The organism is Mucilaginibacter sp. (genome assembly GCF_041663085.1).
In the GTDB taxonomy this organism is placed as follows: Bacteria; Bacteroidota; Bacteroidia; order Sphingobacteriales; family Sphingobacteriaceae; genus Mucilaginibacter.
Genome location: NZ_JBAZRC010000025.1, coordinates 1 through 14,965 on the forward strand (window position 1 = coordinate 1; position 14,965 = coordinate 14,965).

General features: G+C 43.0%; 13 protein-coding genes and 1 pseudogene. 7 read left to right on the plus strand and 7 right to left on the minus strand.

The features are described 5' to 3' along the window. Positions 1-37: 37 nt before the first annotated feature. Positions 38-985 carry a DUF2027 domain-containing protein gene (locus WC615_RS07565; RefSeq protein ID WP_372977502.1) on the minus strand — a complete coding sequence of 316 codons (948 nt, stop codon included), beginning with the start codon at positions 983-985 and terminating at the stop codon, positions 38-40. A gap of 129 nt (positions 986-1,114) precedes the next feature. On the opposite strand from WC615_RS07565, the gene WC615_RS07570 reads away from it, so the two are divergent. Together WC615_RS07570 and WC615_RS07575 are read left to right on the plus strand one after the other, a co-directional pair. Next, positions 1,115-1,621 (plus strand): DUF892 family protein, encoded by a 507-nt coding sequence (locus WC615_RS07570; RefSeq protein ID WP_372977503.1) that lies wholly within the window; start codon positions 1,115-1,117, stop codon positions 1,619-1,621. Between the two features lie 209 nt (positions 1,622-1,830). After that, complete coding sequence (locus WC615_RS07575; protein WP_372977504.1) at positions 1,831-3,720, plus strand: M1 family metallopeptidase; 1,890 nt, start codon at positions 1,831-1,833, stop codon at positions 3,718-3,720. Positions 3,721-3,816: 96 nt separating this feature from the next. On the opposite strand, the gene WC615_RS07580 is transcribed toward WC615_RS07575, so the two are convergent. Next, positions 3,817-5,463 (minus strand): hypothetical protein, encoded by a 1,647-nt coding sequence (locus WC615_RS07580; RefSeq protein WP_372977505.1) that lies wholly within the window; start codon positions 5,461-5,463, stop codon positions 3,817-3,819. A 505-nt stretch (positions 5,464-5,968) separates the two neighbouring features. After that, a complete protein-coding gene (locus tag WC615_RS07585; protein ID WP_372977506.1) occupies positions 5,969-6,334 on the minus strand; it encodes a YtxH domain-containing protein in 366 nt (121 codons plus the stop codon). A gap of 154 nt (positions 6,335-6,488) precedes the next feature. On the opposite strand from WC615_RS07585, the gene WC615_RS07590 reads away from it, so the two are divergent. Then, entirely contained in the window at positions 6,489-6,731 is a 243-nt protein-coding gene (locus tag WC615_RS07590) for a hypothetical protein (protein ID WP_372977507.1), read from the plus strand. A 130-nt stretch (positions 6,732-6,861) separates the two neighbouring features. Here WC615_RS07590 and WC615_RS07595 read toward each other — a convergent pair whose 3' ends face one another. The 4 genes and pseudogenes from WC615_RS07595 to WC615_RS07610 all read right to left on the minus strand — a co-directional run bounded on the left by WC615_RS07595 (position 6,862) and on the right by WC615_RS07610 (position 11,295). Continuing rightward, a complete protein-coding gene (locus tag WC615_RS07595) occupies positions 6,862-7,056 on the minus strand; it encodes a cold-shock protein (RefSeq protein WP_067057762.1) in 195 nt (64 codons plus the stop codon). Positions 7,057-7,154: 98 nt separating this feature from the next. Beyond that, on the minus strand, positions 7,155-8,297 hold the full coding sequence (locus WC615_RS07600; RefSeq protein ID WP_372977508.1) for a GAF domain-containing protein: 1,143 nt from the start codon (positions 8,295-8,297) through the stop codon (positions 7,155-7,157). A 342-nt stretch (positions 8,298-8,639) separates the two neighbouring features. Further along, positions 8,640-9,830: a diaminopimelate decarboxylase gene (gene lysA / locus WC615_RS07605; RefSeq protein WP_372977509.1), complete on the minus strand. Its 1,191-nt coding sequence runs from the start codon at positions 9,828-9,830 to the stop codon at positions 8,640-8,642. A gap of 155 nt (positions 9,831-9,985) precedes the next feature. Further along, a pseudogene (locus tag WC615_RS07610) lies at positions 9,986-11,295 on the minus strand (aspartate kinase). Positions 11,296-11,383: 88 nt separating this feature from the next. Here WC615_RS07610 and WC615_RS07615 point away from each other — a divergent pair. The 4 genes from WC615_RS07615 (at position 11,384) to WC615_RS07630 (ending at position 14,717) form a co-directional block, all read left to right on the plus strand. Further along, a complete protein-coding gene (locus WC615_RS07615) occupies positions 11,384-12,793 on the plus strand; it encodes a phosphoglucomutase/phosphomannomutase family protein (RefSeq protein WP_372977510.1) in 1,410 nt (469 codons plus the stop codon). Positions 12,794-13,242: 449 nt separating this feature from the next. After that, a complete protein-coding gene (locus tag WC615_RS07620) occupies positions 13,243-13,761 on the plus strand; it encodes an RNA polymerase sigma factor (RefSeq protein WP_372977511.1) in 519 nt (172 codons plus the stop codon). Continuing rightward, entirely contained in the window at positions 13,742-14,011 is a 270-nt protein-coding gene (locus WC615_RS07625) for a hypothetical protein (protein ID WP_372977512.1), read from the plus strand. Before WC615_RS07620 ends, WC615_RS07625 begins: the two co-directional genes overlap by 20 nt. 19 nt (positions 14,012-14,030) lie before the next feature. Beyond that, a complete protein-coding gene (locus WC615_RS07630; RefSeq protein WP_372977513.1) occupies positions 14,031-14,717 on the plus strand; it encodes a ClpP family protease in 687 nt (228 codons plus the stop codon). The last annotated feature ends 248 nt before the right edge of the window (positions 14,718-14,965 follow it).

A 14,965-nucleotide genomic window follows, 5' to 3' on the forward strand; every position in this document is an offset into this window, starting at 1 on the left:
GCTGCAATCCCTAACGCTTTTTCTCAACGTTTAACCACTATTTCAAAATCACCTTTGTAGCCCCGTAGCCAAACTTCTCTTTACGGGCATCCATAAAGGTTTGTACTTTGGGGTGTTTGCTTAACAGCTTATGTAGTTCGTGCTTCAGTATGCCGTTGCCAGTGCCGTGTATAAAAGTAATATCGGGCATTTGGTGTACAATGGCGGCATCAAGCGCCTTTTTAAAATGGTCGGTTTGGATATTCAGGATCTCGCTGCTGGCTAAAAACTGGTGATCGTCGCGCAGTTTTTCGATATGCAGGTCCAGCTCGCTAACGGGTTTGGCTACCGTTTGCGGCTTTTCTTCGGCAGGTTTAAAAAAGCTTTCCTTTAGTTTTTCGGCATCTATAACCAGTTCGGGTTCATCAAGCTGTATCATCCAGCCTTGCTGCTTAATATATGGCACCAGCTTTTTAGCGCCGGCAAAATCTTTAGCTTTAAATTGTTCGCTTACATTTAAAGGTTCAACCAATGGCTGGTTTTGTTTGGTATAAAACAGCACCTGGAATATCAGCTTTGGCCACAATTGCAGATCAGATAGTTTGGCCGAATATACTTTTGCCACGCCGTTTGGCTCAACAGTGCCGGCAAACTCGCCTTTAAAATCTTTTTGCTGCTGGGTGGTAAGCGAAGCCAGTAACTGGTACGATGTTTCATTAATGATATATAAATGTACCAGCGCGTTGGCTTTGGCATCAGCCACTACGGCAATATGTACGCCTTTGTTTTTAAACTCGCCTGCGGGCTGCCTGGTTTCGGCAACATGCTCTTCATCGTGGCTTTCGGCGCCGTGCCCGTGTACATAGGTAACTTTGCTTGCCAGTACGGGTATCTCAAAATCATCCTCAACGGTAACACCTATCATTTGCTCATCGATAATTTTGGTAACGTAACCTTCAAGCTTCTCGTCAACAAAACGCACAAAATCACCTAATTTATATTTCATAGCTACAAAGGTATTAATATAGTATAACACCGTTAATTAAACTTACTTTTACCTGTAAATCATTTTTTATTAAGTAAAGAAACCGGACTTTTGTTTTTGTGTTTATTTGTCACAATTAATTAAATTAAGATGGAACCTCACACCCCTCCCGCTCCTGATAAAAAATTCCTGAAGCAAATATTTCTGCATCATTTAACCCGCATTTATAACGGCAAACGTTTTTTACGCGAGCGTACACCCCACCTGATAGAGCTGGCATCATTTGAAGCCCTTAAACTGGCCGTAAAAGAATTTGGCGGCGATGTTAAAAAGCAGATAGAACGTATGGAAGATATTTACAAACTGATTGGCGAAACCCCATCGCCAGAAGTATGCAACCCTATCCGCTCGATTGTTAAAGATGAGTTTTGCCTGGATGATGACCAGGACGTGAGCCTGTTAAATGATCTTGACCTGATGCTTTACCTGCAGATTTTAGAGCATATCAATATTACATCATACCGGATGCTTATTATGATAGCCAAACTGTTGAAGTACGATGAAGTGAAGCAACTGCTAACTGAGAACTTTGATGAATCGGCCGATAACGACCAGCTATTTACGCTGATAGCGAAGGAATATATTACACCCGATTAATTACAAAAAGCTATAAAAAAACAAAACCGGACCATAGGCCCGGCTCTGTATAGTTATTTAATACCCCTACTAAAATAACTTACAACAAAGGAAAAAAAATTAATCCCGGCAAACAAGCGTCCTATGTAACAATTCGTTTACCTGGCCATCTAAGCTATTGTTATAATATATCCTAAATTTGCTTGCGTATTACACAAACCCAATACACTATGTTTAAAAAACTACTATTAACTGCCGCTTGCAGCATTGCGCTGTTACAATTGCAGGCACAAAGCCTTTACATGCCACGCGATATTAAAAAGGCATTTGATAACGGCACCCGCAGCGCCGATGGTAAACCCGGCCCTAAATACTGGCAAAACCATGCCCGTTACAATATCTCTATTACCGCTGCCCCGCCGTTAAGCACCGTGAAGGGTACCGAAACCATTACCTACATTAACAACAGCCCGGATACTTTAAAAAGGCTGAACATGAAACTGATACTGAACATTCACCGCCCGGGCTCGGCCAGAGCAGGTGATGCAAGTCCGGATTATTTAACCTCAGGTATCCAGATAGATACTTTTTTAATTGCCGGCCAAAAAAAGCCATGGAACAACGCGCAGGCAGCATCAACCAACCAGGCAGTTAGCTTACCAAAACCACTGATGCCGCACGATTCTGTTAAAATTAACATAGCCTGGCATTTTGATGCATCAAAACAAAGCGGCCGCGAAGGGCAGATAGATTCGACCAGCTATTACCTGGCTTATTTTTACCCGCGTGTATCTGTTTATGACGATTACAACGGCTGGGACCGTGTAGCATTTGTTGATGCGCAGGAGTTTTATAACGACTTTAACGATTACACCCTTAATGTTACCGTACCAAAAAACTTTATAGTTTGGGCTACAGGCACCCTGCAAAACCCAACGCAGGTATTGCAAAAAGAATATGCCGACCGCCTGCAGAGATCAATGACCAGCGACAGCACTATCCACGTTGCTACCATTGATGAAATTACCGGAAACAAGGTAACCGCGCAAAACGCCATGAACACCTGGACCTGGACCGCCACCAACATCAGCGATGTAGCCCTTGGTTTAAGCAACCATTACATTTGGGATGCGGGGAGTGTTATTGTTGATAAAAGCACCGGCAGGCGCGCAAGCATGCAGGCAGCCTATTCTGTTAAGGGTACCGATTTTAAACAATCTGTGCAGTATGGCCGTAATGCTTTAGGTTGGTTTAGCCATAACTGGCCGGGCGTACCCTATCCTTTCCCTAAAATGACGGCTTTTCAGGGCTTTGCTGATATGGAATACCCAATGATGGTGAACGACAGCCAAATGGGCGACCCGGGCTTTGCACAACTTGTGCAGGACCACGAGATAGCACATACCTGGTTCCCTTTTTATATGGGTATAAATGAAACCCGCTACGCCTTTATGGACGAAGGCTGGGCTACGACTTTAGAATACCTGATTGGTATTGAAGAAAAGGGCAAAGCCAAAGCCGATGAGTTTTACAAACAGTTCCGTGTAAACAGCTGGATCAACAACCGCTCAAGTAACCAGGATATCCCGGTTATTACCCAAACCAGCGAATTGACTACCGGTTACGGTAACAATGCTTACGGTAAACCATCATTAAGCTACCTTGCGCTTAAAGATATGCTGGGCGATGAGCTGTTTAAAAAAGCCCTGCATGGTTATATGGACAGATGGCACGGTAAACACCCTATCCCATGGGATTACTTTAACTCGATGAGCAATGTATCGGGCCGTAACCTAAACTGGTTCTTTAACAACTGGTTTTTCACCAACTATTATAACGATCTGGCAATAAAAAGCGGTGTAACCGGTAAAGATGGCTATACCTTAACCGTGGCTAACATCGGCGGTTTTGCTATCCCGTTTGATGTAGTGATCACTTATACCGATGGCAGTACCAAAACTATCCACAAAACCCCTGCGGTTTGGGAAGCTAACCAAAAACAAACATTGGTTACTTTCACCAACGAAAGAGGTAAAAGCCTGAAATCGGTAACGTTAGATAACGGTATCTACATGGATGCCAATACCAGGGATAACACCTGGGCGCCAAAAGCTAAGTAAGGCACACAATATCATATAATAAAAAAAACGCCCGGCTCATGTTTGCCGGGCGTTTTTTATTTATAAATACTTGTAAAAAAGTTGAACTTGATGTGGCTATTTTTTTATCACGATCATATTACCAAGCTTTTGAGATACGCTTAATATACCTCCTTTATCAAGCGGCTGCCAAAACCAACCCTCTTTGTTTTTACCGGCAACCTCTGTCAGTTTTTTACCGCTTACTGTAATGCTGGCAGGTTTAGCTGTAAGCCTGAAAAGATCATTGGATGCTTTATCAAAAATTTTGTAAGAAATGCTATTGGCATTATACACTATATTTTGAACAGTAGAAGATGTTTTTAGCATATGATCTGAACCGGCTGGTGCTAACTGTGGCGCAATTGCCATAGCACGGATATAATGACGAACGAAATCGCCATAACCATCGGTCATCCAAACATCGTTTGTTGGGTAGTAATTTTTGCCATCATAATCTACCGCGTAAGTTGCCCATGTAAGCTGGCGAACCGCATTACGGTTAAGGGTGGTATCGCCTGTCATGGCCCAATACAACAACTCCATGGATGCCTGGCGGGCCGAATGGCTGTTACCAACCACAGGGTACGCAGTTTGTTCATTGGTAACTGTTACACCGTATTTTGCCCAATCTTTATTATTAAAGGTGTGATGCACCCAGTTAAAAATATTTGATACTGTTTTTTTCCAATCAGGGTAAAGTTCCTTATGTTCCATAACAAACATGGCATAAGTTGTAGCATTTGTTTGTGTTTTTGAGTATCCGGGTACATCTTCAAAAAACGGCCCCCAATCATTGGTTTTTTCCGGATAGTTCTTAAACCATTTTAAAGTTTTGTTAAATGCATCCTGATATTTTACAGTGTTACCTTTATGTAGTTTTATCAGTTCGGTAAATAACTGTAGTGTGCCTGTCCAATTTGCAGTATAGCTACCCATTCTTGGTTCTTTGTAATAATCGTTTTTACCAAGTGCAACTACTTTACCCGTTACGGCATTTACCTTAAAGGGCCATGGTGAGTTTTTAGCGTCGCCGGGTTTTATGTTTGCTGCCATGGTGTTGGCAATTTTCACTGCTATATCCAGGTATTTAACTTCGCCGGTTTTTTTATACAATCGTACAAGTTCATAACCTAACGATCCTGCTTTATCGGGCTGCAGCACACCTTTGCCGGCCATCATATCGCCATCATATATTCCGGTTTCTACCTTGGTATTATACGGATATGGCAAATTTGGCCATTTGCAAGTTGGCGAAGACATAGAATGGGCCAGGTAATAATCGGCCTGGTACTTCATATCTTTTATAAAATCCTCATCGCCAAGGTAATTATAAAAGAGATCCCAGGCAGATATCCCCATAGCCACCTGGTCGCCACCTATACCGCGTTTATCATGGCCGGCTTTCCATACCTGGTGGTTCATATAATACCTTTCGCCATTGGTATCTATTTCCATGTTTTTCCAAAACTTCCATGTCAATTTTATAGTTTGGTCAAATGCATCACCATAGTTATCCGCATTCCACGGAATAAGATTACCAGAGCCATCAACCTTTACCTTATGATAAATGATAGAATCTGATAGTTCGCGTCCGTTTTTAATACTAAGAATGTTTCTATCCAGTATGCCATATTGCGCATTAGCGGTATTACTACATAGAAATAATGCTAAAAGCGCACAAAGGCCTTTACCAATTTTTTTGCCAAAATTGTGTTTGTACATTTGTTTAAAAGTTTAATATATGAATTGATTAGTAATTGATTCAATCAGAATAAGAGCCCCTAAATATATCTTATTTAACCATATATAAAAATCGATTGATATAAGATTTATTAACCATATTTATTTGCAAACGTCCAGCACCATCGCATTACCAATGACTATCAAAAGGTTACAAATTACCGTCAAAAGGACAGCTTAATTTATTTATAATGAATTAATTACAGAAATATATAAGGCAGTGTAGTAATAACACAACTATATGCTAAAAAACTGGTGTAATAATAACACAAGTTACAGACTAAAAGATTGGTGTAATTATTACACCAACTACGCGTCGGGTGTGGTATTTAGTGGTTTATCTCTAACCATGCATCAACTTGCAATTTGTAACTAACATGGCATAGTTGGTTAACAGACCTTTCGCGCTACCCAGGATGACAACCCGGTAAAACCAAAAAAGCCCGGCTAATTAGCCGGGCTTTTACACATGTTTATCTTAAATACCTTATGCGTTCTGAATAGAGTTGTTCCAGTCGTTAGCGGTACTTTTTACTTTTGATTTTGCGCTGTCAACACCGTTTTCGGCGTAATTTGTAGCTTTTGCTTTTGCACTGTCAATAGCATCATCAGCATCACTAACAGCTCCGCTAAACTTTGATTTCACCGAATCAACCGCATGGCTGCCATATTCTTTAATGTTATCGGCAGTAGATTGCGCTTTATTTTTTGCTTTATCAACAAGGTCGTTTACGTAATCAGCAATATCGCCTCTTAGTTCTTCACCTTTTTCGGGGGCTAATAATAAACCTAATGCGGCGCCCGCTGCAGCACCCACTAAAAGTGCTGCTATAATTTTTGCTTGATCTTTCATATTCTTTACTTTTTAGTAGATGATTTTGTACTTAAGTAACAAATACCATACCGCTCTGTTTAAAAAAGTTCACAATAAATTTAATAAGGCAATAGTTTATACCAATACGTGTGTATGCATCACACAAAGCAAGTGCTTTACTGTTTAAGGAGTTATGGATATCACTTCGCTTATAGGCTCTACCCGGTCTGTACACTTTCGTAAAATGTTCTATCTGGTAACAATTGTACTGGCGGGCATACTCATTGTACTTAAATACCAACTATTGCCTTATATAAACAGGAAAGAAAATTTAATTGACCGGATACTTCGGCGCGTATTAGATTTTTTGATCGTATTGATATTTATGGTTATTGCCGTGGCCTCGGTAGCCTTTTGGATAAGCGGGAATGAATAATAGGATACTGCGCCGGCATGGGCCTGCCTGAGGATTGTTAATGGTTCTGCAACCTCAATAACAGGCAAAAAAAAACATCCGCCTTTATGGGGCAGATGCTTTCTGTAACATTTAGTGGATTAATATATAATTAAACAACCTTTACGTTTACTGCGTTTAAGCCTTTTCTTCCGTTTTCTACTTCGAACTCAACTTTATCGTTTTCACGGATTTCGTCGATCAGACCTGTTGAATGAACAAATACATCGGCACCACCACCATCTGGGGTAATAAAACCAAATCCTTTTGTTTCATTGAAAAATTTTACTGTTCCTTCTTTTTGCATTATATTAATTATTAAAGTGCGCAAGGTATGCATAATTATCCACAATAGTGCAAAAGCGCTATAAATGCAGGGAATGGTAATATTAAAAACGTGATTTATTAAGCTACAACTGCCAGGTGGCGGCCATGCAGGGTATTCTCAGAATCTTTCACAATGCTGCGTATTTTCTCGTCCAGTTCGTTAACTGTCAGCTCCATCATATCAAAATAGCTAAAGTTTATATTCTCCATTTTAATAAGGTCCATAATACCCAATAATGATGCTACCGGCCTGCGCAACTCATGCGACTGGATAATGGCAATACGGTTAAGTGCTTCGTTTTGTATATTGATATAGGCTTCCTGTTTTTTGTGGTGGGTAATATCGGTAGAGTTTAGTGCCACCCCCATCACATCGCCCACACTGTTGCGCACTGGTATAAAGGTGGTTACCTTCCAGCAGGCGAATGGAGTACCCTGCATTAAAAGCCACTCGCGCTTTATTGACCGGCCAGTTAGCGCTATGTTAAAGTACTTTTTAAACTGTGGCAGTATACGGGCTTCGGTAAAGTCAAGTAAAGTATCGCCTTCGGCTAATTTACGGCCATAAGCATTTTTCACAAAGGCCGCGGCCGACCTGTTAAACGCCAGCACCTCATAATTACGATCTGCCAGTATATGCGTATCTTTTGAGCTGTCAAAAATTGCCTTAAGCTTTAGTTCCGATTCGCCAATAGCTGTAGCGTGTTCCTGCTCTTTTGTACGCTGGCTGGCCAGTGTATTAAGGCTCCAGTTTAGTTCCATCAGGTTTACTACCTGCTTAGCCATTACCTGCAGCGCTTTTTTCTGATGTGCTGTTAATTCGCCGGGTTTCATACCTATTACGCATAAACTGCCTATGGCAAAGCCATCTTTAGTAATTAAAGGCGCGCCTGCATAAAAACGCAGGTATGGTTCGCCGGTAACCAGCGGATTGTTGAAATGCATCGGATCGGCCGACAGATCATTTATAATATTCAGATCGGGCTGTTGGATAGTGAGGTTGCAGAAAGCTACACTGCGTGGGGTGCATTCAATTTCGGTACCAACCGATGCCTTAAACCATTGGGTATCTTTATCCAGCAGGGTAACCAGGGCTACAGGGGTTTGGCATATTTCGGCTACCAGGGCAACAAGTTCATTCAAGTCTTTAACAATACCGGCATCAAGATGCATAAACCTGTTTACAGCTGTAAGGCGTTGTTGCTCGGTATATTTATTCATACAAGGTAGATAGTTGGAAATATTATTATTTTTTAGGCTTAACGGGCTATCAATTATACACTTAAGTTTAATAAATGTTTACAAGGTTAAGTATTATTTCGGCAAGGGTTATTTAAATACGGAAATTATAGCTGCCTGGTTTGTAGCGGCAAATATTATAACCTAAAAAAACCCCGATGGAGTTAACCACGGGGTTTTGCTAAATACCTTAATACAACGTATAACCACATTCGTTATAATAATTACCTAACCGCATTATATATAGGGCAAGCGCCTTATAATTGAGGTAAAATATAATTAATATACGTATTGTACGGGTTAACGGTTTTTATTATCCCTATCTTATTCAGAGTATACACTTTGCACCTGGTCGCGCAGGTTATAGTTTGATGCCATTACCTCGCCGTAAGCGCCTGCAGTGCGTATGGCTATCAGGTCGCCACGGTACGATTGCGGCAAATCAACATCCTTACGGAAACAATCTGTGCTTTCGCATATCGGGCCTACAACATCGTATTTGATTTCGGATTTCGAATGTTCAATTTCGGATTTGTCTTGATTCTTGACTCTTGACTCTTGACTCAAATTCTGGATCGAATGGTACGCCTGGTACAGCATCGGGCGCATCAACTCCGTCATACCCGCATCCAGTATCAGGAAGTTCTTTTTCTGGCCGTTTTTTACATACAGCACCCTCGATATTAGTGAGGCCGATTGGGCCACCATAGCACGGCCAAGTTCAAAATGCACTTCCTGCCCGGGTTTAACGTTCAGAAACTTGCTAAACACTTTAAAATAGCTTTCAAAATCGGCAATACCGTTGGTATCGGGGTTGTAATAATCAACGCCAAGGCCACCACCGGTATTTAATATCTTTATAGCAAAGCCGTGGTCTTCAAACCAATCCTGCATTTCGTTAATGCGCGTACACAGGTTACGATAAACCTCCATATCGGTAATTTGCGAACCTATGTGAAAGTGGATGCCTAAAAATTTAAGGTTATCGCACTTACGCAGCGTTTCGGCTACATCATTCAACTGCCAGGTATTTATACCAAATTTATTCTCATCCAACCCTGTGGTGATAAAGTGGTGCGTGTGCGCATCAACATTTGGGTTAATGCGTATAGCTATACCGGCAACTTTGTTTTTGGCTTTCGCCAGATCATTAATGATCTCCAGCTCCTGTACCGACTCTACGTTGAAGCAAAAAATATCGGCATCAAGCGCCAGGTTAATCTCTTTATCAGATTTTCCTACGCCTGCAAAAACCACCTTGCCTTTATCAAACCCATGCTCTACCGCTGCTTTCACCTCGTTACCGCTCACGCAATCGGCCCCAAAGCCGAAAGACTGGATCATATCGATAACCTTTGGGTTAAAATTGGCCTTCATAGCGTAATGCACATGGAACCCGTATTTTGATGATGCATCCCTGCAGGCATCCAAAGTATTGCGCAAAACACCCATATCGTAATAATAAAATGGGGTTTCTGTATCGTTAAACCGTTGTATCGTATTGTTGTTGAACATTGTTCTTTTTCTTTAACCACGTCATTGCGAGGTACGAAGCAATCTCCAGATAGGCATAATGGATATGCAAAGTTCTGAGATTGCTTCGTACCTCACAATGACGTTTTATTAATTTGCGTGGGCGAAATTTAAAATCGTAATTCTAAAATCGTAAATTAAAACAACCTGCTATGCAGGCTTCTTAGCACCTCTACCTTATCTTCTGTTTTTACCAGTACCGACATGTTGTGGTCGCTGCCTCCGTATGATATCATCCTTACCGGCACATGTTTTATAGCCTCCAAAACGCGGGCTGCATAGCCGTGTTTTTCGGCGCCAAAATCGCCAACTACGCAAATAATGGTGTGGTTCACATCAATATCAACCGAACCAAATGCGGCCAGTTCTGAAGTTATCTCGCCCAGGTAAGTAGTATCATCAATAGTTAACGATACCGCAACCTCTGATGTGGTGATCATATCTATAGATGTGCGGTAACGCTCAAACACCTCAAATACGCGGCGTAAAAAGCCATGCGCCAGCAGCATACGGCTGCTTTGTATCTTGATAGCGGTGATACCATCCTTAGCCGCTATGGATTTTATCCTGTCCTTCTCGCTGGTATTGGTGATCAGTGTACCCGGTGCCTGCGGATCCATCGTGTTCAGTAAGCGAACCGGGATCTTATACTTTTGCGCCGGGAATACGCTTTGCGGGTGCAAAATTTTGGCGCCAAAATAAGCCAGCTCGGCAGCTTCATCAAATGATAGCTGGGCTATGGGCCTGGTATTGCTTACAATCCGCGGGTCGTTATTATGCATACCGTCAATATCGGTCCATATCTGCACCTCTTCGCTGCGGATGCCCGCTCCTATCAGCGATGCGGTATAATCGCTGCCGCCGCGGCGCAGGTTGTCAATCTCGCCAAAAGCATTACGGCAATGAACCCCTGTGTGATGAACAGGTTTACATCCGGGTATTTATCCAGCAAAGGGGTAAGCTCGGTAGTGATGTGTTCTACAACCGGCTCATTGTCCTCGTCGGTTTTCATAAACTCAAGCGCCGGTAATAAAACCGATGGTACACCTATTTCTTTTAAATAAATATGGTACAACGTGGTTGATAGTAACTCGCCCTGCGCTAATATAATTTTATCTTCTATGGGGGTAAACAGATCGTTGGCAAAACTGCTCAATAACCTAAAATGATAATCAATTACTTCTTTACCCTGCTCTAAAGTATCGGGCTTCTTTAAAAGCTCTTTAATAACAGCCTCGTACTTATCCTTTAGTATGGCAATTAAATTTGCCGCCTTTGCCTTATCATTTGTAAGGTAGGCCTGGCCTATTTCAACTAAATTATTGGTAGTGCCCGACATTGCCGACAGCACCACTATTTGCCGCTCTTGCGGGTTAATTATATCCAGCAGCTTCTGCATACGGGCGGCACTTCCAACCGATGTTCCGCCAAATTTTAAAACTTTCATTATTTGTTTCCGTTTACCATAAAACATTAATATTCTTGTATGAATATTGAGGCGCTAAAAATAGGATTTTAAACCACTTATATCTAAAATGAGCAAAATAAAATTTGGAACAGATGGCTGGAGAGCGATCATTGCCGACGACTTTACCGTTGAGAACGTAAAACGAGTGGCCTATGCAACCGCATTGTGGCTAAAACAAAACTTTGAAAACCCATCGGCTGTTGTTGGCTGCGACCCGCGTTTTGCAGGGCCAATGTTTGCAGATGTTACTACCGCGGTTCTTGCATCGCAGGGTATTAAGGTTTTCCGTGCCGAAAACATGTTTATATCTACGCCCATGATATCGTTAGGTACCGTGCGTAAACAAGCATCGGCAGGTATTATTATTACGGCAAGCCATAACCCGCCCGCATACAACGGATATAAGATAAAAGCATTTTATGGCGGCCCGGCCACACCAGATGATATCGAGAAGGTAGAGTCGCAGATCCCGGATACCATCAGCCTGGAGCTAAAATCGGTTACAGATTATGTTACCGAAGGTTTGGTAGAATATATTGACCTGGAGGATATGTATGTGGAACATGCCGAAGCCAGCTTTGATATCCCTGCCATCCGCGATAGCGGCTTACAATGGGCTTATGATGCCATGTACGGTGCCGGCCAAAATGTAATGCGCCGCCTGTTCCCCGATATTACCTTTTTACATGCCGATTATAACCCGGGGTTTGACGGCCAGGCCCCCGAGCCTATACAGCGTAACCTGCAGGAGTTTGAGCAACTGATTAAACTATCTGAAGGTGAAATTGCTGCCGGTTTAGTTACCGATGGCGACGCCGACCGCATTGGCTTATATGATGGCGAAGGAAACTTTGTTGATTCGCACCATATACTTTTATTGCTGATACATTATATGTACAAGGTAAAAGGCGAAAAAGGCGAGGTTTATTCAACTTTCTCCTGCACCAGCAAAATTCAAAAGCTTTGTGATGTATATGGCTTAAACAACACCGTTACTAAAATTGGCTTTAAATACATTTGCGACCTGATAGTGAACAGCGGCAAACCATTTATGGTGGGCGGCGAAGAATCGGGCGGTATTGCGGTTAACGGCCACATCCCCGAGCGCGATGGTGTTTGGATAGGGCTAATGATTTGGGAATTTATGGCAAAAAGCGGCCGCAGCTTAAAAGACCTGGTACAGGAAATTTATGATGTAGTTGGCAAATTTGCGGTTGAGCGTTATGACCTGCATGTTACCGAAGAGAAGAAACAACAGATCATCAGCAACTGCAAAAGCGGTTTCAGCACCTTTGGCCACTTAAAAGTGGCCCGCACCGAAGATCTTGACGGCTTTAAATTCTTCTTCGAGGATGAAACCTGGGTGATGATCCGTCCATCAGGTACCGAGCCTGTATTACGCGTTTACGCCGAGGCCCCAGGCACTGCCGAATCTTTCAAAATATTGGATATTGTTAAGGCAGAACTATTGAAATAAAACCGGGATTTACACGATTCACCGGATTATAGGATTTTAAAAAGGCTTGCTTCGGCAGGCCTTTTTTTGTTCAAGACCATTCCCTCCCCACGGGAGGGGTGCGGTTGGGAAGTGTAGTAGCAGGGAGGGGTTTCGCCGACTTCTTGCTTTGTCCTGCTGAACACAGTCAAGCTTCTAATCGCCGATGTAACTCACCCCGCGACACTACGTGCGCGACCCTCTCTCCGCAAGCGGAAAGAGGGTTAAAACTCTTATTTCTTCACCCTCTTTGCGCAGCAGAGAGGGTCGACCAGCGAAGCGTAGTCGGGGTGAGTAAACTAATGATCTTTCGCCATGCACAGTTCACTAAAAGATCCTTCACTACGTTCAGGATGACAAGTGGATTTTTTTTTCTAATTTCCCGGTGATATATCACCCAATCCGCGCACTTATAATTAAACGCAGGTATTATGGTAAAAACGGTTAACAGGGAACACTTACTGATGGAGCTTTATAAAAGTGCCTTTCCCCCACTGGCTAAGTATGTGGCCAGGATGGGTGGCTCGGTTGATGATGCCAAAGATGTTTTCCAGGATGCTTTGGTAATATATTATGAGAAAGCAGTTGCCGGTAATTTAGTTACTGCCGATGGCAAAGCATACCTGTTAGGTATCGCGAAGCATATGTGGTTTAAAAAGTTCAAAGAACAAAGCAATACCTTACCGCTTGATGATGCATGGGAACAAGCCGATGAGACGGAACAGCAGATCTCCAACAACAAAGTTTTACAGTTTTTAGAAACCGCAGGCAAACGCTGCATGGAACTATTAAGCGCTTTTTATTACCATAAGTTACCCATGAAAGATGCCGCCGAACAATTTGGCTATGCCGGCGAACGCTCGGTAACTGTGCAGAAATACAAATGCCTGGAAAAAGTAAGGGACACCGTTAAAGAAAGATCACTGACCTATGCGGACTTCATTGAATAACATCAAAGAGATAGACGACCACGTGCTGGGCACTGCTGCCCCGCAGGACGGGCTGTTGTTTGAGGCAAAGATGATCCTGAACCCCGAACTGAGAATGGATGTAGCCTGGCATAGGCAAACGCTCACGTTGGTGCAGCAATACGGGCGCAAACAATTACGTGCCGATATTGAGGCTGTACATCAGCAGCTTTTTACCCATCCAAAACATCAAAGTTTCCGCGAAACCATACTGCGCTATTTTAAACGCTAACCATTAATTTTTAGAAAGAATGAACACAAACGAGTTCCGCAAATACGCGGTGAGGCACCGCCATGTCCAAAGTTTACATGTTGATAGGTTTATAGCGCAGGTAAACAACAGCCGCATTACCAGCCAAACGCCCGCCATTATGGAAGAGCGGCAAATGAATATCACTCAGATGGATGTGTTCTCGCGCCTGATGATGGACAGGATCATCTTCCTGGGTACCGCGGTTGATGACCATGTGGCTAACATTATCCAGGCACAGTTGCTGTTCCTGCAATCAACTGATGCCAAACGCGATATCCAGATCTATATCAACTCGCCGGGTGGTTCGGTATATGCGGGGTTGGGCATTTACGATACCATGCAATTCATCTCGCCCGATGTGGCAACCATTTGCACCGGTATGGCGGCATCTATGGCGCAGGTATTGCTGTGCGCAGGCACAAAAGGTAAACGTGCCGCCCTGCCCCACTCCAGGATCATGATGCACCAGCCATCAGGCGGGGCGCAGGGCATGGCATCAGATATAGAAATAGCTGCCGTACAAATTGCTAAAATGAAACAGGAGCTTTACGAGATCACCGCCAAACACACCGGGCAGGATTACGAAACCGTTCACCGCCTATCCGACCGCGACCACTGGATGATAGCCGCCGAAGCCCTTGAGTTTGGGATGATAGATGAGATTTTAGGAGCGCGGGAGAAATAACTCCAAACTCCGCGCGTCATTGCGAGGTACGAAGCAATCTCAAAACTATGCCTAAACGCTTTGCATACGTCCTTACCTATCGGGAGGTTGCTTCGTACCTCGCAATGACGCGTTGAAAAAAATGCCGTTGTTGGTGTTGTCACCAATAATATTTCAGGACCGCTAATTTACCATCATTATACAGGGCGTTTGATGACGTTTGAGCCCGTTTTATTTCGTTTTAAGTTTGCCAAAAGCTAAATTAAGGA